The sequence below is a fragment of the Variovorax sp. AC103 genome (assembly GCF_979254005.1).
The window spans coordinates 44,861-70,639 of sequence record NZ_CEEDFC010000015.1 but is presented as its reverse complement, the minus strand read 5'-3'; the positions used below and the strand labels follow the sequence as shown (position 1 = coordinate 70,639).

General features: G+C 66.4%; 23 protein-coding genes and 1 tRNA gene. 15 read left to right on the top strand and 9 right to left on the bottom strand.

What is annotated here, in order from left to right; translation table 11 throughout:
- Window positions 1-68: 68 nt before the first annotated feature.
- The 7 genes from AC0IYU_RS21455 to AC0IYU_RS21425 form a co-directional block, all read right to left on the bottom strand.
- On the bottom strand, window positions 69-2,918 hold the full coding sequence (locus AC0IYU_RS21455) for a nitrate reductase (RefSeq protein ID WP_472121038.1): 2,850 nt from the start codon (window positions 2,916-2,918) through the stop codon (window positions 69-71).
- Between the two features lie 39 nt (window positions 2,919-2,957).
- A complete protein-coding gene (gene nirD / locus AC0IYU_RS21450; RefSeq protein ID WP_472120809.1) occupies window positions 2,958-3,371 on the bottom strand; it encodes a nitrite reductase small subunit NirD in 414 nt (137 codons plus the stop codon).
- Window positions 3,372-3,382: 11 nt separating this feature from the next.
- Window positions 3,383-5,863, bottom strand: a complete 2,481-nt coding sequence (gene nirB / locus AC0IYU_RS21445; protein ID WP_472120807.1) for a nitrite reductase large subunit NirB — start codon at window positions 5,861-5,863, stop codon at window positions 3,383-3,385.
- A gap of 26 nt (window positions 5,864-5,889) precedes the next feature.
- Complete coding sequence (locus AC0IYU_RS21440; protein ID WP_472120805.1) at window positions 5,890-6,699, bottom strand: ABC transporter ATP-binding protein; 810 nt, start codon at window positions 6,697-6,699, stop codon at window positions 5,890-5,892.
- Between the two features lie 55 nt (window positions 6,700-6,754).
- Window positions 6,755-7,672, bottom strand: coding sequence for a nitrate ABC transporter permease (gene ntrB, locus AC0IYU_RS21435; protein ID WP_472120803.1), 918 nt, complete (start codon window positions 7,670-7,672; stop codon window positions 6,755-6,757).
- A gap of 10 nt (window positions 7,673-7,682) precedes the next feature.
- Entirely contained in the window at window positions 7,683-8,927 is a 1,245-nt protein-coding gene (locus AC0IYU_RS21430) for a CmpA/NrtA family ABC transporter substrate-binding protein (protein WP_435484266.1), read from the bottom strand.
- 361 nt (window positions 8,928-9,288) lie between these two features.
- Window positions 9,289-10,551, bottom strand: coding sequence for a nitrate- and nitrite sensing domain-containing protein (locus tag AC0IYU_RS21425; RefSeq protein WP_472120801.1), 1,263 nt, complete (start codon window positions 10,549-10,551; stop codon window positions 9,289-9,291).
- 114 nt (window positions 10,552-10,665) lie between these two features.
- On the opposite strand from AC0IYU_RS21425, the gene tsaD reads away from it, so the two are divergent.
- Window positions 10,666-11,724 (top strand): tRNA (adenosine(37)-N6)-threonylcarbamoyltransferase complex transferase subunit TsaD, encoded by a 1,059-nt coding sequence (gene tsaD, locus AC0IYU_RS21420; RefSeq protein ID WP_435436598.1) that lies wholly within the window; start codon window positions 10,666-10,668, stop codon window positions 11,722-11,724.
- Here the strand turns inward: tsaD and AC0IYU_RS21415 are convergent.
- Both AC0IYU_RS21415 and AC0IYU_RS21410 read right to left on the bottom strand, forming a co-directional pair.
- The gene (locus AC0IYU_RS21415; RefSeq protein ID WP_472120800.1) at window positions 11,663-12,415 is read right to left on the bottom strand and encodes an alpha/beta hydrolase-fold protein; all 753 of its coding nucleotides are present in this window, start codon (window positions 12,413-12,415) and stop codon (window positions 11,663-11,665) included. The two genes, tsaD and AC0IYU_RS21415, sit on opposite strands and share 62 nt — an antisense overlap.
- A gap of 189 nt (window positions 12,416-12,604) precedes the next feature.
- On the bottom strand, window positions 12,605-12,976 hold the full coding sequence (locus AC0IYU_RS21410; RefSeq protein WP_472120799.1) for an Hsp20/alpha crystallin family protein: 372 nt from the start codon (window positions 12,974-12,976) through the stop codon (window positions 12,605-12,607).
- 124 nt (window positions 12,977-13,100) lie between these two features.
- Here AC0IYU_RS21410 and AC0IYU_RS21405 point away from each other — a divergent pair, with 124 nt between their 5' ends.
- The 14 genes from AC0IYU_RS21405 to nuoF all read left to right on the top strand — a co-directional run bounded on the left by AC0IYU_RS21405 (window position 13,101) and on the right by nuoF (window position 25,762).
- The gene (locus AC0IYU_RS21405) at window positions 13,101-14,396 is read left to right on the top strand and encodes a branched-chain amino acid ABC transporter substrate-binding protein (protein WP_472120798.1); all 1,296 of its coding nucleotides are present in this window, start codon (window positions 13,101-13,103) and stop codon (window positions 14,394-14,396) included.
- A 30-nt stretch (window positions 14,397-14,426) separates the two neighbouring features.
- Window positions 14,427-15,599, top strand: a complete 1,173-nt coding sequence (locus AC0IYU_RS21400; RefSeq protein ID WP_472120796.1) for a pyridoxal phosphate-dependent aminotransferase — start codon at window positions 14,427-14,429, stop codon at window positions 15,597-15,599.
- A gap of 135 nt (window positions 15,600-15,734) precedes the next feature.
- Window positions 15,735-16,001, top strand: coding sequence for a 30S ribosomal protein S15 (rpsO, locus tag AC0IYU_RS21395; RefSeq protein WP_093128570.1), 267 nt, complete (start codon window positions 15,735-15,737; stop codon window positions 15,999-16,001).
- A gap of 205 nt (window positions 16,002-16,206) precedes the next feature.
- Window positions 16,207-18,549 (top strand): polyribonucleotide nucleotidyltransferase, encoded by a 2,343-nt coding sequence (pnp, locus tag AC0IYU_RS21390; protein ID WP_472120794.1) that lies wholly within the window; start codon window positions 16,207-16,209, stop codon window positions 18,547-18,549.
- An 89-nt stretch (window positions 18,550-18,638) separates the two neighbouring features.
- A complete protein-coding gene (locus AC0IYU_RS21385) occupies window positions 18,639-19,637 on the top strand; it encodes an NAD(P)H-quinone oxidoreductase (RefSeq protein WP_472120792.1) in 999 nt (332 codons plus the stop codon).
- Between the two features lie 13 nt (window positions 19,638-19,650).
- Window positions 19,651-20,415 carry a triose-phosphate isomerase gene (gene tpiA, locus AC0IYU_RS21380; RefSeq protein WP_435436605.1) on the top strand — a complete coding sequence of 255 codons (765 nt, stop codon included), beginning with the start codon at window positions 19,651-19,653 and terminating at the stop codon, window positions 20,413-20,415.
- Window positions 20,416-20,450: 35 nt separating this feature from the next.
- Window positions 20,451-20,852: a preprotein translocase subunit SecG gene (gene secG / locus AC0IYU_RS21375; RefSeq protein ID WP_435484258.1), complete on the top strand. Its 402-nt coding sequence runs from the start codon at window positions 20,451-20,453 to the stop codon at window positions 20,850-20,852.
- A 119-nt stretch (window positions 20,853-20,971) separates the two neighbouring features.
- A tRNA-Leu gene (locus tag AC0IYU_RS21370) sits at window positions 20,972-21,056 on the top strand.
- Between the two features lie 66 nt (window positions 21,057-21,122).
- Window positions 21,123-21,482 carry an NADH-quinone oxidoreductase subunit A gene (locus AC0IYU_RS21365; protein ID WP_012748607.1) on the top strand — a complete coding sequence of 120 codons (360 nt, stop codon included), beginning with the start codon at window positions 21,123-21,125 and terminating at the stop codon, window positions 21,480-21,482.
- A 12-nt stretch (window positions 21,483-21,494) separates the two neighbouring features.
- Window positions 21,495-21,974 carry a NuoB/complex I 20 kDa subunit family protein gene (locus tag AC0IYU_RS21360; protein ID WP_007837763.1) on the top strand — a complete coding sequence of 160 codons (480 nt, stop codon included), beginning with the start codon at window positions 21,495-21,497 and terminating at the stop codon, window positions 21,972-21,974.
- Between the two features lie 13 nt (window positions 21,975-21,987).
- Window positions 21,988-22,599 (top strand): NADH-quinone oxidoreductase subunit C, encoded by a 612-nt coding sequence (locus tag AC0IYU_RS21355; RefSeq protein WP_435484257.1) that lies wholly within the window; start codon window positions 21,988-21,990, stop codon window positions 22,597-22,599.
- 1 nt (window position 22,600) lies between these two features.
- Window positions 22,601-23,854, top strand: coding sequence for an NADH-quinone oxidoreductase subunit D (locus AC0IYU_RS21350; protein ID WP_435484256.1), 1,254 nt, complete (start codon window positions 22,601-22,603; stop codon window positions 23,852-23,854).
- Window positions 23,855-23,864: 10 nt separating this feature from the next.
- Window positions 23,865-24,422 carry an NADH-quinone oxidoreductase subunit NuoE family protein gene (locus tag AC0IYU_RS21345; RefSeq protein ID WP_472120790.1) on the top strand — a complete coding sequence of 186 codons (558 nt, stop codon included), beginning with the start codon at window positions 23,865-23,867 and terminating at the stop codon, window positions 24,420-24,422.
- Entirely contained in the window at window positions 24,422-25,762 is a 1,341-nt protein-coding gene (gene nuoF / locus AC0IYU_RS21340) for an NADH-quinone oxidoreductase subunit NuoF (protein ID WP_435436610.1), read from the top strand. Before AC0IYU_RS21345 ends, nuoF begins: the two co-directional genes overlap by 1 nt.
- Window positions 25,763-25,779: the final 17 nt, after the last annotated feature.

Here is a 25,779-nt window from a genome sequence, read left to right as displayed (position 1 = left end):
GGAATGTGAGTTGGCTTATGCACCGGTTTTTCTCCTTCCCCCGCTGGGGGAAGGAGCCATGCGCGGAGTCATGGCGCCACCGCCTCCGCCTCGACCGCCGTCGCCCGCACCATCCGCTTGAGCTCCGGAATGCACGACCCGCAGTTCGTGCCGCACTTCAGCGCCCCCTGCAGCTTGGCCAGCCGTTCGTCCGCCGTGCCGCTGCAACGCCCCAGTTCGGTCTGGATCGCCACGTCCGCCACGTTGAAACAGGTGCACACCGTCTTGCCGCGCGACTGCACCGCCACCGGCGCGCGTGCGCCCGGCGACAGCAGCAGGCGGCCGTAGGTCTGCGCCGGCATCTCCTCGCGCAGCAGCGTGGCGATCCAGGCCTCGGCGCTGGTGTCGCCGCCCAGCAGGAAGGCGTCGAGGCCCGCGCTGCCGTCAGGGCGGCGCACCAGCCGGGCCGAGCGGCGCTGGCCACGGCGGCGGTCGGCGTAGCGCAGGGTGTCGGCGGTCCGCAGGCCGAGCAGAGCTTCGATCTGCTCGACCAGCGCCTCGTCGGGCGCGTCGTGCGCGGCGGCGCGAAACAGCAGGCCGCTGCGTTCCTGGCCCTGCGTGTTCCCCGCGAACGGCACGCAGGTCGCGAACGGAAACATGGCCATCAAGGGCTGCAGAGCTCGGTGCGCGGTCAGCGCTTCGTCGGCGGGCAGCCAGGCCATGGCCAGCAGCGACCAGGGCAGCTCGGCCTTCAGGATCTTCACCGGCGTGTGCTTCAGCTCGGGCTGCTTCGAAGTGGGGCAGAAGGCCGGCGTGGTCAGCGCATTGATGCCCGCGAGCCGCTCGCCGGTCGACGAGCAGCCGCTCAGGTATTCCTCGCCCCAGTGCATCGCGACGAAGGCCTGGCTCATGCCTACCTCGGCGCTGGCGCGCGCCGGCAGGACGATCGCGCCGCGCTTCGACGCGAGGTGCACCAGGTCGCCTTCCTGGATCTGCCGGCGCGCCATGTCCTGCGCATGCATCTGCACCATCGGTTCCGACACGTGCCCGAACAGCCGGCCGGCCGTGCCGGTGCGGCTCATGCCGTGCCACTGGTCGCGCAGCCGGCCGGTGTTCAGCGAGAAGGGGTAGCGCGCCTCGCGGGCCTCGGCCACCGGCTTGTAGACGGTGTCGACGAAACGTGCGCGCCCGTCGGGCGTGGGGAACACGCCGTCTTCGTACAGGCGCACGCGGCCGGTGCTTTCGCCTTCCTTCAGCGGCCATTGCTGCGGGCCGGCGGTCTCCAGCATCGCATAGCTCAGTCCGGTGATGTCCAGGTCGCGCCCGCGCGTCGATTCGCGGTGCTCGTTCCACACCGATTCGGCCGTGTCGTACGGAAACAGCGTGAAGCTGCGGCCCAGTTGCCGTTCGAGCCGGTGCGCGAAGGCCACCGCGATCGACCAGTCGTTGCGCGCCTCGCCCGGCGCCGGCACCGCGGCTCGCACGCGCGAGATGCGGCGCTCGCTGTTGGTCACGGTGCCTTCCTTTTCGCCCCAGGTGGTGGCGGGCAGCAGCAGGTCTGCGAAGGCGCAGGTGGCAGTGGTGGCGAAGGCCTCCTGCACCACGACGAATTCGGCGCGCTCCAGCGCACGGCGCACCGTGGCCTGGTCGGGCATCGACTGGGCGGGGTTGGTACAGGCGATCCACAGGGCGCGGATCTCGCCGTCGGCCGCGGCCTGGAACATCTCGATGGCGGTCTTGCCCGGCTTCTCCGGCACCGAAGGCACGCCCCACAGCGCGGCCACTTCCGCGCGGTGCGCCGGGTTCGCCAGGTCGCGGTGCGCGCTCAGCAGGTTGGCCAGGCCGCCGACTTCGCGGCCGCCCATCGCATTGGGCTGGCCGGTCAGCGAGAACGGTCCGGCGCCGGGTTTGCCGATCTGCGCGGTGGCCAGGTGCAGGTTGATGAGCGCCGCGTTCTTCGCCGTGCCGCTCGAAGATTGGTTCAGGCCCTGGCAGTACAGGCTCAGCGTGGCTGGCGAGGTCGCGAAGAGGCGCGCGGCCTCGAACAGGTCTTCCTTCGGGATGCCGCACACCTGCGCCACCTTGTCCGGCGTGCATTCGCGCACCGTGGCCTTCAGCGCGTCGAAGCCGCCGGTGTGGGCCGCGATGTACGCCGCGTCGGTCCAGCCTTCCCACAGCATCAGGTGCAGCATGCCGTTGAACAGCATGACGTCGGTGCCGGGCTGGATCGGCAGGAACAGGTCGGCAATCTCGACCGTGTCGGTGCGGCGCGGGTCGGCCACCACGATCTTCAGCGCCGGGTTCGCGGCCTTCGCGTCCTCGATGCGGCGAAACAGGATGGGATGCGCCCACGCCGTGTTGCTGCCCACGATGAACAGGCAGTCGGCGTGCTTCAGGTCGTCGTAGCAGGCCGGCGGCGCGTCGGCGCCCAGCGTCTGCTTGTAGCCGGCCACCGCGCTGCTCATGCACAGGCGCGAGTTGGTGTCGATGTTGTTGGTGCCCACCAGGCCCTTGGCGAGCTTGTTGAAGACGTAGTAGTCCTCGGTGAGCAGTTGGCCCGACACGTAGAACCCGACCGCGTCGGGGCCATGGTCGCGTATCACCTGCGCGAACTTGCCAGCTGCGTTGTCCAGCGCGGTGTGCCACGGCACCGCCGTAGGCGCTTCGTCGCGTGCCAGGCGCTGCAGCGGCTGCAGCAGCCGCGTCTGGCGCGTGACCGTGGCGCTGGCCGTGAGGTGCAGCGTCGAGCCCTTGGTGCACAGGCGGCCGAAGTTGGCCGGGTGGTCGGGGTCGCCGCGCACGCCGGTGATCTCGGCACCGTGCGATTCGATGATGACGCCGCAGCCGACGCCGCAGTAGGGGCAGGTGGAGCGGGTCTCCTTTCTTGCTCCCTCCCCTTCCGGGGGAGGGTTGGGGTGGGGGCTCGCGGCTTGTTCCATGGACATGCTGTTGTTCGTGTTCACGCCGCGGCCCTCACCCTAGCCCTCTCCACCGCTGGCGTGGAGGAGAGGGGACAAGACCGCGAAAGGCTTCGGGCCGGCGACCGGGCGCGGCAGGTCGGTGGCATGCGTCGCCAGTTCGACCGCATCCAGATGCACCACGCCGTCTTCGAGCTTCACCGCGAACTTCGGCGTGCAACCTTCGTCGGGCGACTTGGCGCAGCCGTCGTCCAGCCCGATGGCCCAGTTGTGCAGCGGGCAGGCCACGCTGGTGCCGAACACGATGCCCTGGCTCAGCGGGCCGCCCTTGTGCGGGCAGCGGTCGAGCAGCGCGAACACCTGGTTGTCCGCGTTGCGGAACACCGCGACGTCCACGCCCGCGGGCCGCGTCACGCGGCGCGCGCCGAGCACGGGGATGTCGTCGATGCGGCAGATGACTTTCCAATCGCTCATGGCGTTTCCCTTCACGCCGGCTGCGCGGCGTTGTCGGCGACAGCCAGCGGCGCGAACTGCCGCACGTCCACCGAGGCCTGCGCCGATTCGAACCACGGGTCGGGCTCGCCGTCGAGCGCGAACTGCAACCGCTCCCACAGCGCCTTGCGGCCTTCGGCATCTTCCAGGATCTTCTTCTTCACGTAGTCCAGGCCCACGCGGGCGATGTAGTGCACCGTGCGCTCCAGGTACCAGCCTTCCTCGCGGTACAGCTGCAGGAAGGAGCCTGCGTACTCCATCACCTCCTCGCTGGTCTTCACCTTGACGAGGAACTGCGCCACCTCGGTCTTGATGCCGCCGTTGCCGCCCACGTACAGCTCCCAGCCCGAGTCGACACCGATCACGCCCACGTCCTTGATGCCCGATTCCGCGCAGTTGCGCGGGCACCCCGACACGGCCAGCTTGACCTTGTGCGGCGCGTACATGGCCCACAGCGCGCGCTCCAGGTCCTTGCCCATCTGGGTGGAGTCCTGCGTGCCGAAGCGGCACCACTCGCTGCCCACGCAGGTCTTCACCGTGCGCAGCGACTTGGCGTAGGCAAAGCCGCTGGGCATGCCGATGTCCTTCCACACGCCCTCCAGGTCTTCCTTCTTCACGCCCAGCAGGTCGATGCGCTGTCCGCCCGTGACCTTGACGGTCGGAATCTTGTACTTGTCGGCCGCGTCGGCGATGCGGCGCAGTTCGTCGGGCGTGGTGTGGCCGCCCCACATGCGCGGAATGACCGAGTAGCTGCCGTCCTTCTGGATGTTGGCATGGCTGCGCTCGTTGACGAAGCGGCTCTGCGGATCGTCCTTCGCCTCCTTAGGCCAGGTGCTGATCAGGTAGTAGTTGACCGCAGGGCGGCAGGTGGCGCAGCCGTTGGGCGTGCGCCAGCCGAGGTTGCGGTACACCTCGTCGTGCGTGAGGTAGTGCTCCTTGCGAATGGCGTCGCGCACGTCCTGGTGGCTCGCATCGGTGCAGCCGCACACGGCCTTTTTCTTCGGCGTGGCCGAGTAGTCGCCGCCGGCCGTGAACATCAGGATCTGCTCGACCAGCCCGGTGCAGGAGCCGCAGCTCGCGCTGGCCTTGGTGTGCTTCTTCACCTCGTCGAGCGTGAACAGGCCCTTGTCCTTGATGGCCTTGCAGATCGTGCCCTTGCTCACGCCGTTGCAGCCGCACACTTCGGCGTCGTCGGGCATGCTCGCGGCCTTGCTGTGGCCTTCGTGGCCGGTGTCGCCGATGTTCGATTCCCCGAACATCAGCTTGTCGCGGATGTCGTGCACGCTGCGCCCGTCGCGCAGCAGCTTGAAGTACCAGCTGCCGTCCACCGTGTCGCCGTACAGGCAGGCGCCCACGAGCTTGTCGTCCTTGATCACCAGCTTCTTGTACACGCCGCCGAAGGGGTCGCTCATGACGATTTCCTCGGTGCCTTCGCCGCCCTGGAAGTCGCCCGCGCTGAACAGGTCGATGCCCGTAACCTTGAGCTTGGTGGAGGTGAGCGAGCCCATGTAGCGGCCGATGCCGAACATCGCGAGGTGGTTGGCCGCCACCTTCGCCTGCTCGAACAGCGGTGCCACCAGCCCGTAGGCAATGCCGCGGTGCGCCGCGCATTCGCCCACCGAGTAGATGCGCGCGTCGGTCACCGTCTGCATGGTGTCCGTCACCACGATGCCGCGGTTGACGTGCAGGCGCATGCTCTCTGCCAGTGCGGTGTTGGGGCGGATGCCCACGGCCATGACCACGAGGTCGGTCGGCACTTCGAGGCCGTCCTTGAAGCGGATGGATGTGACCCGGCCGGCCTTGCCGTCGTCGGCGTCACCGACCAGCGCCTGCGTCTGCGCGCCGATCAGGAACTTCATGCCGCGGTCTTCCAGCGACTTCTGCAGCAGCTTGCCCGCCACCTCGTCGAGCTGGCGCTCCATGAGCCAGGGCATGACGTGAACCACCGTGACCTGCATGCCGCGCTTCATGAGGCCGTTGGCCGCTTCGAGCCCGAGCAGCCCGCCGCCGATGACGACCGCGTGCTTGTGCGTCTTCGCGGTCTCGATCATGAGGTTGGTGTCGGCGATGTCTCGGTAGGCAATGACGCCTTCGAGCCTGGCGCCCGGCACGGGCAGCATGAAGGGGTTGGAGCCGGTGCACAGCAGCAGGCGGTCGTAGGCGGCCTCGGTGCCGTCCTCGGCGCGCACGACGCGCTTGACACGGTCGACGCTCGCCACCTTCTTGCCGGCGTGCAGCGTGATGCCGTTCTCCTCGTACCAGGCCCAGGGGTTGAGGATGATCTCGTCCACCGTCTGTTCGCCGGCCAGCACGGGCGACAGCAGGATGCGGTTGTAGTTGGGGTGCGGCTCCGCGCCGAACACCGTGATGTCGTACAGGTCGGGCTCTACCTTGAGCAGTTCCTCGATGGTGCGCACGCCGGCCATGCCGTTGCCGACCATCACGAGCTTCTGTTTTTTCACACGCATGTCCATGGTGTTGTACTCCTGCGAAAGCTGCCTCAGGCGGCCGTTTTTTCCACATGCGCCTGGCGCGTGTAGAGGAAATCGATGACGGCCTTGCGGGCATGCACATAGGCGGGGTCTTCGGCCAGCGCCACGCGGTTGCGCGGGCGCGCAATGTCCACCGTCAGCACATCGCCGATGGTGGCGGCCGGGCCGTTGGTGAGCATCACGATGCGGTCGCTCAGCAGCACGGCCTCGTCGACGTCGTGCGTCACCATGACCACCGTGCTGTGCGTCTTCTGCACGATGGCGAGCAGCTCGTCCTGCAGCTTGGCGCGGGTGAGCGCGTCGAGCGCGCCGAAGGGCTCGTCCATCAGCAGCACCTTGGGCTCCATCGACAGCGCGCGCGCAATCCCCACGCGCTGCTTCATGCCGCCCGAAATTTCGCCGGGCCGCTTCTGCGCGGCGGGCGTGAGGCCCACCAGCGCCAGCGCCGCATCGGTGCGTTCGCGCAGCTGCGCCTTGCCCTCGGTGGCCGCGAACACGCGTTCGACAGCCAGGTACACGTTCTCGAAGCAGGTGAGCCAGGGCAGCAGCGAGTGGTTCTGGAACACCACCGCACGCTCGGGGCCGGGGCCCTTGATTTCCCTGTTGGCGCACAGCAGCACGCCCTGGGTGGGCGTGGTGAGCCCGGCGATCAGGTTCAGCAGCGTCGACTTGCCGCAGCCCGAGTGGCCGATGAGCGTGATGAACTCGCCCTTGGCCACGTTCAGGTTCACGTCGCGCAGCGCCACGAAGCGGCCCTTGGGCGTCTTGAACGCCTGCTCGACGTCGTGGATCTCGATGTACTTGCTGTCGTCGTTCATTGGGAACCTCCGCGCAGCAGCGCTGCGGTATTTGCCTTCGGAGCGGCCGTGCGGCTCATGACTTCACCTCTTCGAACGTGAAGGCCGTGGCCAGCTTGATGAGCGCGAACTCCAGCACCAGACCGACGATGCCGATCACGAAGATCGCGATGATGATGTTGGCGACGTTGAGGTTGTTCCACTCGTCCCACACCCAGAAGCCGATGCCCACGCCGCCCGTGAGCATCTCGGCCGCCACGATCACCAGCCAGGCGGTGCCCACGGCCAGCCGCACGCCGGTCAGCATGTAGGGCAGCACGGCGGGGAACAAAATCTTGGTGAGGATCTTCCATTCGCTCAGGTTCAGCACCTTGGCCACGTTCATGTAGTCGGAAGGCACGCGCTGCACGCCCACGGCGGTGTTGATGACCATCGGCCAGATCGAGCAGATGAAGATGGTCCAGATGGCCGCCGGGTTGGCGCCCTTGAACACCAGCAGGCCGATGGGCAGCCAGGCCAGCGGGGACACCGGGCGCAGCAGGCTGATGAGCGGGTTGAACATGCGCGCGAGGAACTCGAAGCGCCCGATGGCGAAGCCCGCCGGAATGCCCACCAGCGCCGCCAGGCCGAAGCCCAGCGCCACGCGCTGCAGCGACGAGAGCACGTTCCAGCCCACGCCTTGGTCGTTGGGGCCCTTGCTGTAGAACGGGTCGCTGAACACGGTCACGGCCTGGTGCCACACCGCCAGCGGCGTGGGAAAGCCGGTGGTGCTGTTCACGGCAATGAGTTCCCACACCAGCAGCAGCAGGCCGAAGCCCGCGAGCGGCGGCAGCACGTGCATCCAGAAGGCGCGCAGGTCCAGGGGCGTGCGTTGCCTTGGCTCTCCCTGCACCGTGGGGGCGGCCGCAGGTTGAGGGGCCTCCGCCGCACGCGCTGGCGCGGGCGGCAGGGGGAGAGACGCATCGAGGGGCGAATGAAAGACGGCGCTGACCATGTTGTTCTCCTCAGGCATGCAGCTTGAAAGACTCGGCGTACTTCTTCGGATCCTTGCCGTCCCACACCGTGCCGTCGAACAGCTTGCTGGTGCGCATCGCGTCCTTGGGCACCGGCGTCTGCGTGGCGGCGGCCGCCTGCTTGTAGATGTCAATGCGGTTGATCTCGGTGGCCACCTTCAGGTAGTCGGGGTGTTCCTTCAGCAGGCCCCAGCGCTTGTGCTGGGTGAGGAACCACATGCCGTCCGACAGGTAGGGGAAGTTCACGGCGCCGTCGTTGTAGAACTTCATGTGGTTGGGGTCGTCCCAGCTCTTGCCCAGGCCGTTGGTGTAGCGGCCCAGGATGCGCTGGTTGATGGCGTCCACGCTGGTGTTGACGTAGCTCTTGTCGGCGATGGTCTCGGCCATCTTGTTCTTGTTCTGCAGGCCGGCGTCGATCCACTTGCCGGCCTCCAGGATGGCCGCGGTCACGGCGCGCGCGGTGTTGGGGTACTTCTTGACGAAGTCGCCGGTGGTGCCCAGCACCTTCTCGGGGTGGTCCTTCCAGATGTCCTGCGTGGTGATGGCCGTGATGCCGATGCCGTCCATGATCGCGCGCTGGCCCCAGGGCTCGCCCACGCAGTAGCCGTCCATGTTGCCGATGCGCATGTTGGCGACCATCTGCGGCGGCGGCACGGTGATGTTCTTCACGTCCTTGAACGGATCGATGCCGGCCGAGGCGAGCCAGTAGTACAGCCACATGGCGTGGGTGCCGGTGGGGAAGGTCTGGGCGAAGGTGTATTCGCGCTTCTCGGTGGCGATGAGCTTGGCCAGCGAGGCGGCATCGACGGCCCCCTTGTCTGCCAGCTTCTTCGACAGCGTGATGGCCTGGCCGTTGTTGTTCAGGGTCATGAGCACGGCCATGTCCTTCTTCGGGCCGCCGGCGCCCACGTGCACGCCGTAGACGAGGCCGTAGAGCACATGGGCGAAGTCGAGCTCGCCGTTGACCAGCTTGTCGCGCACGCCGGCCCAGCTGGCTTCCTTGCTGGGGACGATCTTCACGCCGTACTTCTTGTCGATGCCCAGCACCGAGGCCATGACCACGCTGGCGCAGTCGGTCAGCGGAATGAAGCCGATCTTCACTTCTTCCTTCTCGGGCTTGTCCGAGCCCGCGGCCCAGACGGCCGAGCGCAGGGCGGGGTCGATGCCCACGGCGCCGATCGCGGCGGCTTGCAATACGCGGCGTCGGCTGAGGCGGGTTTTGAGCAGATCGGTCATGGGGCGGGGCTCCGGTGGAAGACGAACAAACAGAAAAGACGAAACCAAAACGGAAACGAAAAAAGGCGTCCGCACCGCGCAGGGGCTGCTCGAGAACGAGCCCTTGCGGGATGCGGACGCCTTTGTCCGGTCAGGTGAGAAGCACCCGCCGTTGGGTGCCGCCTGCCTGAAGACCCATTGGGGGGTCTCTAGGCATGCTTACACGCAAACACTGTGCCAGCTGGTCAGGCCACCGGCTTGCTATCAATAAAGAAGCGTGACGCGGCCTGTCGACGAGGGCAAACGCCGTATTGGCCTATGAAAGCGGCGCGGGCACGTTTGTTGTGCGCTGCACCAAGTTGAAACCTTTGCCCTTTGCGTTTCAGCGCGGTGGCGCGCGGTCGACCACGGGCAGGTAGTCGGCCATGGCCAGCATCGACTCGGCCACGTCCACCAGCCGCCGGTTCTGGTTCATGGCGGTCTGGCGCAGCATCTTGTGCGCGTCTTCTTCGCTGAGGCGGCGGTGCGCCATCAGCAGGCCCTTGGCACGCTCGACGACCTTGCGTTCGTTGAGCGAGGCGCGCACGGTCTCGAGCTCGTCGCTCATGGCCTGCAGGCGCAGCGACTGCTCGCGGACCATGTCGACCACCGAGCGCTCCAGGTGCCTGCCGAACTGCGCGGGCGCGGCGGCCTGGGCGTCGGCATCGTCGAAGAACAGCGCGCCGGCCTGCGGGGCCAGCGTGTCGAGCACTTGCTGGTACTCCTGCAGCTCGTGGCGCGCCTGCGCGGTCTTGTGCTCGCACAGCGCGCGCAGGTCGGCGGCCAGGCGGTCTTCCACCGTCTTCATGGCGTCGATGCGGCGGGTGCAGCAGTCGAACCAGGCCTGGCTCAGCGGGGCGTCGGCCTGGGCGGGGGAGGCGCCGCGCCGCCGCATGCGCTCCAGCTCGGCCAGCATGGCGTCAGGCTGGCTGTCGCGCCACAGCGCGAGCACGGTGTCGCCCGAAAAGTCGGTGAAGACCTGGAAGCAACGCTCCTGCGACTCGATCAGGTGCAGCCATTGCAGGCGCTGCGCCTCGTCGCTGCGGCCCAGCGCGAGCGCGGCGGCCCCGAAAGCGCGCTCCTGGCCGGCGAACTCCTTGCCCTGCATGAAGTTGAACATTGCGACAAGCAGGCGCGAGATCTCGGGGTCGGCGGCGCCGTCGGCCGCTTCGAACACGACCGACAACAGGCCGGCGACCAGCTTGGCGAAGGCGGCGACCGCCTGTGCCGGCTTGAGTTCCAGTGCGTCGATGCGGCGGCGCAAGGCGGGCAGTGCGTCCAGTCCCGGCAGCACGAAGGCGATGCGGCTGAACAGTCGCGCGCCGTTGCCCGCGCCCACGCCGCGGTGGTCCTCGGTTGCCAACTGGTCGAAGCCGGCGCGCACCGCCTGCTCGAGCGCCAGGCATTCGGCGATCTGCGGGCCGCGTTGTTCCGCGAAGCGGGCGCCGCGGGTGGCGAGGAAGATGTTCGACATGCCGCGCTCGCGCTGCAGCGCGTGCACCAGGCGGCCGATCACGCTCACCAGCTCGCTGGTGCGGGCGAGCTGGTCCAGTTCGTCGATTTCGCAGCGGCGTGCCGCGATGAGGAAGCTCAGTCCGGATTTCATGGTGGGGCGCGGGGAATGCGCAGGGTCGTTTCAAGTATTGCAACATCCGTGCCTCCGGCGCGCGCTTGTCCCTTCGCGGGACGGGCGCGGCAGGCGCCACCTACACTCGGCGGCATGCTCTTGTTGGGAATCGAATCATCCTGCGATGAAACCGGCGTGGCGCTGGTCGAGTCGCACGGCGACGCGCTGCCGGTGCTGCTTTCGCACGCGCTGCACAGCCAGATCGCCATGCACCAGGCCTACGGCGGCGTGGTGCCCGAACTGGCCAGCCGCGACCACATCCGTCGCGTGTTGCCGCTGACCGAAGCCGTCATGGCCGAGGCCGGCCGTTCGCTCGCCGACATCGACGTGGTGGCGTACACGCGCGGCCCGGGCCTGGCGGGCGCGCTGCTCGTGGGTGCCGGCGTGGCTTGCGCGCTGGGCGTGGCGCTGGGCAAGCCGGTGCTGGGCGTGCATCACCTCGAAGGGCACCTGCTGTCGCCGTTCCTGAGCGCCGATCCGCCGGAGTTTCCGTTCGTCGCGCTGCTGGTGTCGGGCGGCCACACGCAGCTGATGCGGGTGGACGGCGTGGGCCGCTACGCGCTGCTCGGCGAGACCATCGACGATGCGGCCGGCGAGGCCTTCGACAAGAGCGCCAAGCTCATGGGCCTGCCGTACCCCGGCGGCCCGTGGCTCGCGAAGCTGGCCGAGGGCGGCAATGCCACGGCCTTCAAGCTGCCGCGCCCGCTGCTGCACAGCGGCGACCTCGACTTCTCGTTCGCCGGCCTGAAGACCGCCGTGCTCACGCAGGCCAAGAAGCTCGGCGACACGCTGGAGGCGAACAAGGCCGACCTGGCGGCGTCCACGCAGGCGGCCATCGTCGAGGTGCTGTTGAAGAAATCGCTCGCCGCGCTCGACCAGACCGGCCTGAAACGCCTGGTGGTGGCGGGTGGGGTGGGGGCCAACACGAATCTGCGCGAGCAACTGAATGCCGCCTGCGCCAAGCGCCGGGTGCGCGTGCACTACCCCGAGCTGCACCTGTGCACCGACAACGGCGCCATGATCGCCATGGCTGCCGCGATGCGCCTGCAATCCGGCCTGTCGCAGGCCAGCGAGCGCTACGCGTTCGACGTCAAGCCGCGATGGCCCATGGCGTCGCTGTCGCCCGAGGCGACGCTGCCAGAGACTGCGTAACCGGTTGACGTGCTCGGCCGATCGACGGCAGCGGCAGCACGTCGAGCATGTTGCGCCAGAGCTGGCGCCATTGCGGCCAGTCGTGGCCGCCTTCGGTGGTGAACACCCGTCCCGACGGCAGGGCGTCGGCCAGCAGCCTGTGGTTGTTGACGAAGCGGTCTTCGAGACCGAACCCCAGGTAGAGCGGCGGCAGGTCCTTCGAGGTCTGGTCCTGCAGGTACTGCTGGAAGAAGGGCCACAACTTGCGGTCGGGTTCCTCGTCGGGCTGCGGGCCGGTCGGGGCCTGCCATGTGCGCAGGCCGCCGGCCTTCTTGATCTCCGCGCCGAGCACGCGCCGCCCGAGGTAGGGCGCCAGGGCCACGATGCCGTCCACGGAGCCCGGGCGCGCCAGCTCGTGGATCAAGGCGCCGAAGCCGCCGATGGAAATGCCCACGAGCCAGATCGACTTGTAGCCCTTGGCGCGCTGCGGCTCGATGACATCGGCGTGCAGGCGGTCGCTCAGGGTCTGCTCGTAGTAGTAGGAGACGTCCGCATCGACCAGCAACGCATCGGCTGCCAGGTGGCGTTCGCGCACTGCGGCGATGAATCCCTCTCGCTCGAACTCGTCGGGCTTGAGGTACGCACCCGGCAGGAAGATCAGGAGCGTGTCTGACTGTTCGTCGGGACTGGCGGGTTGGAGATGTGTTTGCATGGTGCCGTGAGGGGGCACCCGACCCGCACCGTCATGGAACTCGATGCGTTTACGAGACGCCCACGAAGAAGAAAGTACTAAGAAAACGTCACATGATGTGACGTTATGCGGCCCTATTGTGGATAGGGAGCATGTTCAAAGTCAAAGTGAACCTTTGGTGACACTTTCTTCTTGTGGGCTTGGGCCGAACTAGTTGATTTGCAACTGCGCGGCCGTGCTCACCGGAACGCGCTTGCCGAGCTTGAGCGTGAGCACGCCGTTCTCGAGCTTGGCGTCGCTCGCGGTCACGTCGATGTCCAGCGGCAGCTCGTAGGCGGCCTTGAACTGGCGCTTGGCTTCGGCCTTGCTGTCGATGCGCACCACGGGGCCTTCGATGTTGATCACGAGGTCTTCGCGAGCAAGGCCCGGCACGTCGAGCGACAGGGTCCAGCTGGTGTCGTCCTGTTCCACGAGCGGCGAACGGCCGGTGCCGGCGAAGGCTTCGCTGGCGAAGCGTTCGAAGGCGCGGTCATAGGCGCGGGGAGCGAAGCGGGCGGTGCGGATGGTGGGTGCGAAAAACATGATGAAGAACTCCTGAATCAACACAATGGGGACAAGGAATGTGTGTCCCTTACACTGCGCGGCCGTTCAATCGTGAGTGCCGCTTGACACCTCATCTAGGCGCAGCCGCACGCGTTTCAAGACAATGAATCCCCCCTTTATTTGGCGCCGCGAGGCCTTGAAATTCGCGGCGCTGGCGCTATGCGCGAGGCCCTTCGCCGCGCTGGCGCAAGCAGCGCCGTCGTCGCCTCCCGCACCCATCCGCCTGGCCCTGATCGAAAGCATGAGCGGCCCGTTCGCGAACACCGGCGAGGCGGTATTTCGCAACCTGCTGTGGGCGGTGGAGCGGGTGAACGCACGCGGCGGCGTGAAGCTGCCCGGCGGTGCGCGGCCCCTGCAACTCGACCGCTACGACAGCAAGGGTCAGAACGAGGAAGCGCTTTCCGCGCTGCGCGCCGCGATGGACGACGGCGCGCGCATCGTGCTGCAGGGCAACTCGTCGGCCACTGCGTCGGCGCTGGTCGATGCCATCGACAAGAACAACGAGCGCGATCCGTCGCGGCGCGTGATCTTTCTCAACTACGCGGCGGTCGATCCGGTGCTCACCAACGAGCGCTGCAGCTTCTGGCACTTCCGCTTCGATGCGCATGCCGACATGCGCGTGGCCGCGCTGATGGCCGCGGTGAAGGACGACGCCGCGCTCCAGCGCGTGTACCTGATCGGGCAGGACTACAGCTTCGGGCAGGCGGTGCTGCGCGAGGCGCGCAGGCAACTCGGCGCGCAGCGTCCCGACGTGGAGATCGTCGGCGACGAACTGCATCCCATGGGCAAGGTGAAGGACTTCGCGCCCTATGCCACCAAGATCATCGCCAGCGGCGCGCAGGCCGTGGTCACGGGCAACTGGGGCAACGACCTCACGCTGCTGGTGAAGGCCGCGCGCGAGGCGGGTTTCAACGGAACCTTCTATACCTTCTACGGCAATGCGCTGGGTGCCCCGGCCGCCATCGGCGACGCGGGCATCGGCCGCGTGATCGCGGTGGCCGACTGGCTGCCGAACGTGCAGACCCCGCAGTCGGAAGCCTTTTATCGCGCCTTTCGCGCACGTTTTCCGAAGCCGGCCGACGACTATGTGCACATGCGGCTGCAGTTGATGGTCGAGGCGCTCGCGCAGGCCGTCGAACGCGCGGGCAGCGTCGATGCGGTGCCGCTCGCGCGCGCACTGGAACAGGCCGACGTGAGCCTCTACGGCCAGCGCGGCCGCATGCGCGCCACCGATCACCAGTTCCAGCAGCAGCTCGTGGTGGGCGTGATGGACCGGCAGGGCAGGCCGGGCGTGCAGTTCGATGTCGAGGGCTCCGGGTACGGCTTTCGCGTGGTGAAGACCATCGCGCCCGAGCGCGCCGAGCTGCCGACGTCGTGCAAGATGAAGAGACCTTCGTAACCCAACCCCCGAACACCAGGAACACAGGACATGCGTGAAGCCATCCACAACCTCGAAGCATCGAAGATCCGCGAAGTCGCCAACGCCGGCATGGGGCGCGACGACGTGCTGGCGTTCTGGTTCGGCGAAAGCGACGAAGTCACGCCCGAGGTGATCCGCCAGGCGGCCATCGAGTCGCTGCAGCGCGGCGAGACTTTCTATTCGCACAACCTCGGCCTGCCCGAGTTGCGCCAGGCCATTGCGCGCTACACCAGCGCGCTGCACCCGGCGGTCGACGCCTCGCGCATCGCCGTGACCTCGGGCGGCGTGAGCGCGCTGATGCTCGCGGTGCAGGCGCTGGTCGATGCGGGCGACGAGGTGGTCGCCGTCACGCCGGTGTGGCCCAACCTCACGGCGCAGCCCGCGATCATGGGCGCGCAGGTCCGCACGCTGCCGCTGGTACCGGTGAACGGGCAGTGGACGCTCGACCTGCCGGCGCTGCGCGCAGCGGTCACGCCGAAGACGAAGCTGCTGATCCTCAACGCGCCCAACAATCCCACGGGCTGGACCATGACGCGCGACGAGCAGCAGGCCGTGCTCGACCACTGCCGCCGGACCGGCACCTGGATCCTGGCCGACGAGGTGTACGAGCGGCTCTACTACGAGCCGACGGCCAATGGCTGCGCGCCGAGCTTCCTCGACATCTCGAAAGCGGACGATCGGCTCGTCGTGACGCACAGCTTCTCGAAGAGCTTCCTGATGACCGGCTGGCGCCTGGGCTGGCTGGTGCTTCCGCCCGCGATGGTGGACGGCATCGGCAAGCTGATCGAGTTCAACACCTCGTGCGCCAGTGTGTTCACGCAGCGTGCCGCCGTCACTGCCATCGAGCACACGGGCGAGATCACGCCGCGCGTGGTGGCGCACCTGAAGCTGTGCCGCGACACGCTGGTGCCGCTGCTGGCGGCCGTGCCGGGTGTGCAAGTGGCGTCGGCCAAGGGCGGCATGTACGCCTTCTTCAGGCTCGAAGGCTTCGGCGACTCGCTCGAGGTGGCAAAGCGGCTGGTGGCCGAAGCCGGCCTGGGGCTTGCGCCGGGCAACGCGTTTGCACCCGAGGCGCAGGGCTGGCTGCGCTGGTGCTTCGCGTCGAAAGACCCTCAGCGGCTGGTGGCGGGGGTGGAGCGCCTGCGCAACTGGCTGGCACAGCAGCTGCAGCGCCAGGGCTGAGCCCGCGAATGGCCTGCGGCCCGGGGGCAATCGGGCCCGGGCTATAATCCCGAGGCTTTGCATGCCGCAAGGCGCACGGTGAGGGCAGTTCCAGCGCTCACCGCAAGTCAAACATCCCGGAACAAGGAAATCATCATGATCGCAGCCTCCATCAAGGCCGAAGTCGTCAAAGACAACGCCCGCGCCGCCAACGACACGGGCAGCCCAGAAGTGCAAGTCGCACTGCTGACCGCCCGCATCAACGAGCTCACCCCCCACTTCAAGACCCACGCCAAGGACCACCACGGCCGTCGCGGTCTGCTGCGCATGGTGAGCCGCCGCCGCAAGCTCCTCGACTACCTCAAGTCGAAGAACGCTGAACGTTACACCGCGCTGATCGCCAAGCTGGGTCTGCGCAAGTAAACCGAATCGCATGAAAAAACGCCTGGGTTAGTCCGCTAGCTCAGGCGTTTTTTACTTCGCGATCCACTTTTCGGAGCGCCCAAACAGAGCGAAGCTGTGTCATTCCAATGAAGTTCAATCGATCTTCACTGGAATGGCATCGTGTTCTGAGAAGCCTCCGGCCCTTGCAGATCCTGCGTGGTCTGCTATCAAAACAGGAGCAAACATGAGCCTCTTCAACAAAGTCACCAAGTCGTTCCAATGGGGCGACAAGACCGTCGTCATGGAAACGGGCGAAGTCGCCCGTCAGGCCAATGGCGCCGTGCTCGTCGACATCGACGGCACCGTGATCCTGGCGACCGTGGTCGCCTCCAAGTCGGCCAAACCGGGTCAGGACTTCTTCCCGCTGACCGTCGACTACATCGAGAAGACCTACGCCGCGGGCAAGATTCCCGGCAGCTTCTTCAAGCGCGAAGCCAAGCCCAGCGAACACGAAACGCTGACCAGCCGCCTGATCGACCGTCCGATCCGCCCGCTGTTCCCCGAAGGCTTCCTGAACGAAGTGCACGTGGTCATCCACACCGTGTCGCTCAACCCCGAAGTCGACGCTGACATCGCCGCCATGATCGGGGTGAGCGCCGCGCTGTCGATTTCCGGCATTCCGTTCAGCGGCCCGATCGGTGCGGCCCGCGTGGGCTACATCAACGGCCAGTACGTGCTGAATCCGGGTCAGACGGCCCGCAAGGATTCGCAGATGGACCTCGTCGTCGCCGGCACGCAAGCCGCCGTGCTGATGGTCGAGTCCGAAGCCCAGCAGCTGAGCGAAGAAATCATGCTCGGCGGCGTGGTGTTCGGCCACGAACAGGCCGGCATCGCCATCAACGCGATCCATGACCTCGTGCGCGACGCCGGCAAGCCGGTGTGGGACTGGCAGGCGCCTGCCGAAGACGAAGCCTTCGTCGCCAAGGTCAAGGGCCTGGCCGAAGAAAAGCTGCGCGCCGTGTACCAGATCCGCAGCAAGCAAGCTCGCACGCAAGCCCTGCGCGAAGCCAACGCCAGCGTCATGAGCGCGCTGAAGGAAAGCGGCGAGCCCTTCGATTCGGGCAAGGTCAACGACCTGCTGTTCTCCATCGAATCGAAGATCGTGCGCAGCCAGATCCTGTCGGGCGAACCCCGCATCGACGGGCGCGACACGCGCACCGTGCGCCCCATCGAGATCCGCAACTCCGTGCTGCCCCGTACCCACGGTTCGGCCCTGTTCACGCGCGGTGAAACGCAAGCGCTGGTCATCACCACGCTGGGCACCGAGCGCGACGCACAGCGCATCGACGCGCTGGCCGGCGAGTACGAAGACCGCTTCCTGTTCCACTACAACATGCCTCCCTTCGCCACCGGCGAGGTGGGCCGCATGGGCTCGACCAAGCGCCGCGAAATCGGCCACGGCCGCCTGGCCAAGCGCGCGCTCGTCGCCGTGCTGCCGACCAAGGAAGAGTTCCCGTACACCGTGCGCGTGGTCTCGGAAATCACCGAGTCGAACGGCTCCTCGTCGATGGCTTCGGTCTGCGGCGGCTGCCTCTCGATGATGGACGCCGGCGTGCCCATGAAGGCGCACGTGGCGGGCATCGCCATGGGCCTGATCAAGGAAGACAACCGCTTTGCCGTGCTGACCGACATCCTGGGCGATGAAGATCACCTGGGCGACATGGACTTCAAGGTTGCGGGCACCACGAACGGCATCACCGCGCTGCAGATGGACATCAAGATCCAGGGCATCACCAAGGAAATCATGCAGGTCGCGTTGGCGCAAGCCAAGGAAGCGCGCATGCACATCCTGGGCAAGATGCAGGAAGCCATGGGCGAGGCCAAGGCCGAAGTCTCCAGCTTCGCACCGCGCCTGACCACGATGCGCATCAACCCCGAGAAGATCCGCGACGTGATCGGCAAGGGCGGCGCGGTCATCCGCGGTCTGCAGGAAGAGACCGGCACGACGATCAACATTTCCGACGAAGATCCGGGCCTCATCACCATTGCGTCGACCGATCCCGAAAAGGCCGAGCTGGCCAGGAAGCGCATCGAGCAGATCACGGCCGAAGTCGAAATCGGCAAGGTCTACGAAGGCCCGGTCACCAAGATCCTGGACTTCGGCGCCCTCATCAACCTGCTGCCCGGCAAGGACGGCCTGCTGCACATCAGCCAGATCGCGCACGAACGCGTCGAGAAGGTGACCGACTATCTGAGCGAAGGCCAGATCGTCAAGGTCAAGGTTCTCGAAACGGACGAAAAGGGCCGCGTCAAGCTGTCCATGAAGGCGCTGACCGAGCGTCCGGCCGGCATGGAGTACAGCGAGCGCCCGCCGCGCGAAGACCGTGGCGGTGATCGCGGTGATCGCGGCGACCGTGGCGGCGAGCGCCGCGAGCGTTCGGACCGTGGCGATCGCGGCGGCGACCGTGGTGGTGATCGTGGCGAGCGCGCACCGCGCTTCAACGACCAGCAACAGCAGCCGCGCAACGAGCAGCCGCAGGCCCCGGCCGGCGAGCAGCAACAGGCCCCGCGCGAGCCTCAGGAGTAAGAAGGGCGCAGCGGCGGCGCCAGGCCGCCGCTGCTATCTTTTGAACAGCAAGCTTCGCCCCATCTGCGGGCGTTGGAGGCCGAAAGACCATGAAAGCCATTGAAATCACTTCGTACGGCGCCCCTGAGGTGCTGCGCGTCGCGGAGCGTCCCGACCCGGTGGCCGGCGCGGGCGAGCTGCTGATCCGCGTTGCGGCAAGTGGCGTCAATCGTCCGGACGTGCTGCAGCGCATGGGGCACTACCCCGTGCCGCCCGGTGCGTCCGACCTGCCGGGCCTCGAAGTGGCCGGCGAGATCGTGTCGGGCGACGCTGCGGCGCTGGCCGAGGCGGGCTTCAAGATCGGCGATCACGTCTGCGCGCTCGTCGCGGGCGGCGGCTATGCCGAGCTGTGCGTGGCGCCTGTGGCGCAATGCCTGCCGGTGCCCAAGGGCTGGAGCGATGCCGATGCGGCTTCGCTGCCCGAGACCTTCTTCACCGTCTGGAGCAATGTGTTCGAGCGCGGCCGCCTGCAAAAGGGCGAGACGCTGCTGATCCAGGGCGGCTCCAGCGGCATCGGCGTCACGGCAATCCAGGTGGCCAAGGCGCTCGGTGCCACCGTGATCGTCACGGCCGGCAGCGACGACAAGTGCGAAGCCTGCAAGAAGCTGGGCGCCGACCACGCCATCAATTACCGCACGAGCGATTTCGTCGACGAGGCGAAGAAGCTCACGGGCGGCAAGGGCGTGGACGTGGTGCTCGACATGGTCGCTGGCGACTACGTGGCGCGCGAGATCGAGTGCCTGGCCGAAGACGGCCGGCTCGTGATCATCGCGGTGCAGGGCGGCGTGAAGAGCGAGATCAATGCCGGCCTCGTGCTGCGCAGGCGTCTCACGATCACCGGCTCGACGCTGCGCCCGCGGCCCGTGGCGTTCAAGGGTGCCATTGCCAAGGCGCTGCGCGAGAAGGTGTGGCCGCTGCTCGAAAGCGGTGCGATCAAACCCGTGATCCACAGCACCTTTGCGGCAGCGGGCGAGCCCAGCGGCGCAGCCCGGGCTCACACGCTGATGGAGTCGAACCAGCACATCGGCAAGATCGTGCTGACATGGTGAAGAAGAAAACGCGATGACGACCAAGAAGAAGCTGATCGCCGGCAACTGGAAGATGAATGGCGGCCTGGCCGCCAACGAGGCGCTGGTGAAGGCCTTGCAGCAGGGCCTGGCCCAAAGCCCTGCGGCCTGCGATGTCGCGCTGTGCGCGCCCGCGCCGTACTTCGCGCAGCTGCAATCGCTGCTGGCGGGTTCGCCGGCGCTGGCGCTGGGTGCGCAGGACATCTCGGCGCATCCGCAAGGTGCGTTCACGGGCGAGCAGTCGGCTGCGATGCTGAAGGATTTCGGCGTGCGCTATGCGATCGTCGGTCACTCCGAGCGTCGTCAGTACCATGGCGAAACCGACGACGCGGTGGCGGCCAAGGCCGCTGCTGCGCTGGCGAACGGCATCACGCCGATCGTCTGCGTGGGTGAGACGCTGGCGCAGCGCGAAGCAGGGCAGACCGAAGAGGTCGTCAAGCGCCAGCTGGCCGCGGTGATCCATGTGAACGGCCATTGCATCAGCGAGATCGTCGTGGCGTACGAGCCCGTCTGGGCCATCGGCACGGGCAAGACGGCCTCGCCGGCGCAGGCGCAGGCGGTGCATGCAGTGCTGCGTGCGCAGTTGCATCACGCAGCCAGCGAGCATGCGGCGGGCATCCAGATTCTTTATGGCGGCAGCATGAACGCGGCCAACGCCGCGGAGTTGCTGGCGCAGGCCGACATCGACGGCGGCCTCATCGGCGGCGCGTCGCTCAAGGCCCCCGACTTTCTGCAGATCATTTCCGCCGCTGCGCGCTGAAGCGCAACGGCTGTATCACTTAGGAGTAAGAACGAATGAACGTGGTCCTCAACCTTCTCGTCGGCGTGCAGATGCTGTCCGCCCTCGTGATGATCGGCCTGATCCTGATCCAGCACGGCAAGGGTGCCGACATGGGTGCTGCCTTCGGCAGCGGCAGCGCCGGCAGCCTCTTCGGTGCCAGCGGCAGTGCGAACTTCCTGTCGCGCACCACCGCAGTGCTCGCTGCTGTCTTCTTTGCATGCACGCTGTTGCTGGCCTACTTCAGCCACGCGCGGCCTGCGAGCGGCGGCAGTCTGCTCGAGCGCGCGGCCATCGGCGCACCTGCTGCGCCGGCCTCCGGTGCGGCGAACGAAATCCCTGGTGCAGGGGCTCCCAGCGCGCCTGCTTCGGCACCTGCTGCCCCGGTTTCGGGCGCGGGCCAGATCCCAGGCAAGTAATCAAGTCGTTTTCATGAGTCACCTGTGAGAAAAGGCTTCTTTTCAGGGTAAACTCTAAATCTGTTCGGAAAGCCAAATGCCTGTTTCAGGTACCTCATGCCATCCGAACAGTAAAAACCGCGGTCGTGGTGAAATTGGTAGACACGCTATCTTGAGGGGGTAGTGGCGAAAGCTGTGCGAGTTCGAGTCTCGCCGACCGCACCAAATCTCATCGGCAGAAAACCTCATCCAGGGGTTCTTCTTGCCGGTGGCAAGCGGTGAAAAACCTCGATGAATCTCGACTCCTACCTCCCCGTCCTTTTGTTCATTCTGGTCGGAGTCGGCGTAGGCGTCGCACCCCAGGTCATCGGATACATCCTCGGGCCCAACCGGCCCGACGCCGCGAAGAACGCTCCCTACGAGTGCGGCTTTGAAGCCTTCGAGGACGCGCGCATGAAGTTCGACGTGCGTTACTACCTCGTCGCGATTCTCTTCATCCTGTTCGATCTCGAAATTGCCTTTCTCTTTCCGTGGGCCATTGCGCTCAAGGAGATCGGTGCCGTCGGCTTCTGGGCCATGATGATCTTTCTCGCCATCCTCGTCGTGGGCTTCGCCTACGAGTGGAAAAAAGGCGCGCTCGACTGGGAATAAGGAAGCTACACCATGGCCATTGAAGGCGTTCTCAAAGAAGGCTTCGTCACCACGACCTACGACTCGGTCGTGAACTGGGCGAAGACCGGATCTCTCTGGCCGATGACATTCGGCCTTGCATGCTGTGCGGTGGAAATGATGCACGCGGGCGCAGCCCGTTACGACATCGACCGTTTCGGCATGTTGTTCCGTCCCAGCCCGCGCCAGTCCGATCTGATGATCGTGGCCGGCACGCTGTGCAACAAGATGGCGCCGGCGCTGCGCAAGGTCTACGACCAGATGCCCGAGCCGCGCTGGGTGCTGTCGATGGGTTCGTGCGCGAACGGCGGTGGCTACTACCACTACAGCTATTCGGTCGTGCGCGGCTGCGACCGCATCGTGCCCGTCGACGTCTACGTGCCGGGTTGCCCGCCCACCGCCGAAGCCTTGCTTTACGGCGTGATCCAGTTGCAGCAGAAGATTCGCCGCACCAACACCATTGCCCGCGCCTGAGAGATTGCCGACGATGACTGATTTTGCAATTTCGCCAGAGGTGCTGCGCGCCACCATCGCCGAAACGCTTGGCGCCAAGGCCAGGAGCGTGACGCTCGCACTCGGCGAGGTGACTGTGGTGGTGAGTGCGGCTGACTACCTCGAAGCCGCCACGCTGCTGCGCGATGCGCCCGGCTGCCGATTCGAGCAGCTGGTCGACCTCTGCGGCATGGACTATTCCGACTACCGTGAAGGCGAGTGGCAGGGCGAGCGCTTCTGCGTGGTTTCGCACCTGCTGTCCGTGAGCCTCAACCAGCGCGTGCGCTTGAAGGTGTTCGCGCCCAGCGAAGACCTTCCCATGGTCGATTCGCTGCAGCCGGTGTGGAGCGCGTGCACCTGGTTCGAGCGCGAAGCCTTCGACCTCTACGGCATCGTGTTCGACGGCCACGACGACCTGCGCCGCATCCTCACGGACTACGGCTTCATCGGCCACCCGTTCCGCAAGGACTTCCCGGTGTCGGGTCACGTCGAGATGCGTTACGACGAAGAACAAAAGCGCGTGGTCTACCAGCCGGTATCGATCGAGCCGCGCGAAATCACCCCGCGCGTGATCCGCGAAGACAACTACGGCGGCGGTTTGCACTGATATGGCCGAAATCAAGAACTACACACTCAACTTCGGTCCGCAGCATCCGGCGGCCCACGGCGTGTTGCGCCTGGTGCTGGAGCTGGACGGCGAAGTGATCCAGCGCGCCGATCCCCACATCGGCCTGTTGCACCGCGCGACCGAGAAGCTTGCCGAGTCGCGCACCTTCATCCAGTCGCTGCCGTACATGGACCGTCTCGACTATGTGTCGATGATGTCCAACGAGCACGCGTACTGCCTTGCCATCGAGAAGATGATGGGCCTCGAGGTGCCGATCCGTGCGCAGTACATCCGTGTGATGTTCGCCGAGATCACCCGCCTGCTGAACCATCTGCTGTGGCTCGGCGCGCACGGCCTGGACTGCGGTGCGATGAACATGCTCATCTACTGCTTCCGCGAGCGTGAAGACCTGTTCGACATGTACGAGGCCGTGTCCGGTGCGCGCATGCATGCGGCGTACTTCCGTCCGGGCGGCGTCTACCGCGACCTGCCGGATGCCATGCCGCAGTACAAGGTCAGCAAGATCAAGAACGCGAAGGCGATCGAGCGTCTCAACGAAAACCGCCAGGGTTCGTTGCTGGACTTCATCGACGACTTCAGCAAGCGCTTCCCGAAGATGGTCGACGAGTACGAGACGCTGCTCACCGACAACCGCATCTGGAAGCAGCGCACCGTGGGCATCGGCGTGGTCACGCCGGAGCGCGCGCTGAATCTCGGCTTCACCGGCCCCATGCTGCGTGGTTCGGGCATCGAATGGGACCTGCGCAAGAAGCAGCCCTACGACGTCTACGACCAGATGCAGTTCGACGTGCCCGTCGGCAAGACCGGCGACTGTTACGACCGCTACCTGGTTCGCGTCGAAGAGATGCGCCAGGCCAACAAGATCATCCAGCAGTGCTCGGCATGGCTGCGCGTGAATCCCGGCCCGGTGATTACCGACAACCACAAGGTCGCCGCGCCTGCGCGCGAATCGATGAAGGCGAACATGGAGGAGCTGATCCACCATTTCAAGCTCTTCACCGAAGGCTTTCACGTGCCCGAAGGCGAGGCGTATGCCGCCGTCGAGCATCCGAAGGGCGAGTTCGGCATCTACCTGGTGAGCGACGGCGCCAACAAGCCGTACCGCCTTAAGATCCGCGCCCCTGGCTTCCCGCACCTCGCCGCCCTCGACGAAATGTCGCGCGGTCACATGATCGCCGACGCTGTCGCGGTGATCGGCACGATGGACATCGTGTTCGGCGAGATCGACAGGTGAGAAAGAGCGCATGACGACTTCCTCGACCCACCATGACACGGCGCCCTTGGCGCCTTCTTCCCCTCTGCAGCCTGCAATCCTCGAGCGCTTTGCGCGCGAGGTGGCCAAGTACCCCGAAGCAGGCAAGCAATCCGCCGTGATGGCCTGCCTTGCCATCGTCCAGCAGGACGAAGGCTATGTCAGCCTGCAGCGCGAGCGCGAGATTGCCGATTACCTCGGCATGGCGCCCATCGCCGTGCATGAAGTGACGACCTTCTACAACATGTACAACCAGCACCCGGTGGGCAAGTTCAAGCTCAACGTGTGCACGAACCTGCCTTGCCAGCTGCGCGACGGCGTCACCGCCCTCGTGCACCTCGAGAAGAAGCTCGGCATCAAGATGGGCGAAACCACCGCCGACGGCCTGTTCACGCTGCAGCAGAGCGAGTGCCTGGGCGCGTGCGCCGATTCGCCCGTGATGCTGGTCAACGATCGCACCATGTGCAGCTTCATGAGCAACGAAAAACTCGACCAGCTCATCGAAGGCCTGCGCGGTGCCGCGCCCGCCACTAAAGGGGAGGCTTCCTGATGTCGCCCGAACAAGTACTCCAGCAGTTCCAGGCAACGGGCGTCCAGACCTGTTTCCATGACCGCCACATCGAGCCGCAGATCTACGCGGGCCTCGACGGCACCAACTGGCGCCTGGCCGACTACGAGGCGCGCGGCGGCTACCAGGCGCTGCGCAAGATCCTGACCGAGGGCCTCACGCCCGACCAGGTGATCGCCGAAGTGAAGGCCTCGGGCCTGCGCGGACGCGGCGGCGCCGGCTTCCCGACCGGCCTGAAGTGGAGCTTCATGCCCCGCCAGTTCCCGGGCCAGAAGTACCTCGTCTGCAACTCCGACGAAGGCGAGCCGGGCACGTGCAAGGACCGCGACATCCTGCAGTTCAACCCGCACATCGTGATCGAAGGCATGGCCATCGCCGCGTATGCGATGGGCATCAGCGTCGGATACAACTACATCCACGGCGAGATCTTCCAGAGCTACGACCGTTTCGAGGAAGCCCTCGAAGAAGCGCGCGCCGCCGGCTACCTCGGCGACAAGATCATGGGCAGCACGTACAACTTCCAGTTGCACGCCGCCCACGGCTTCGGCGCCTACATCTGTGGCGAGGAAACCGCGCTGCTCGAGTCGCTCGAGGGCAAGAAGGGCCAGCCGCGCTTCAAGCCGCCGTTCCCCGCCAGCTTCGGCCTGTACGGCAAGCCGACGACCATCAACAACACCGAGACCTTCGCGGCGGTGCCCTGGATCATCCGCAACGGCGGTCCGGCCTACCTCGAGTGCGGCAAGCCGAACAATGGCGGCACCAAGATCTACTCGGTGAGCGGCGACGTCGAGTTGCCCGGCAACTACGAAGTACCCATGGGCACGCCGTTCTCCAAGCTGCTCGAGCTGTGCGGCGGCGTTCGCAAGGGCCGCACGCTGAAGGCCGTGATCCCCGGTGGATCGTCGTCGCCGGTGCTGCCGGCCGACCTCATGATGGCCTGCACCATGGACTACGACTCCATCGCCAAGGCCGGCTCCATGCTGGGCTCGGGCGCGGTGATCGTCATGGACGACAGCCGCTCGATGGTCGAGTCGCTCAAGCGCCTGTCGTATTTCTACATGCACGAGTCCTGCGGCCAGTGCACGCCGTGCCGCGAAGGCACGGGCTGGCTCTACCGCGTGGTGGACCGCATCCACAACGGGCAGGGCAGGGCGACCGACATGGACCTGCTCAATTCGGTGGCAGACAACATCCAGGGCCGCACGATCTGCGCGCTCGGCGACGCGGCGGCCATGCCGGTGCGCGCCATGATCAAGCATTTCCGTCATGAGTTCGAAGCCCTGATCCCGGGCTACGTTCCCAAAGCGCCGGTCCAGGCCTGAGCGCGAGAAGCACACAT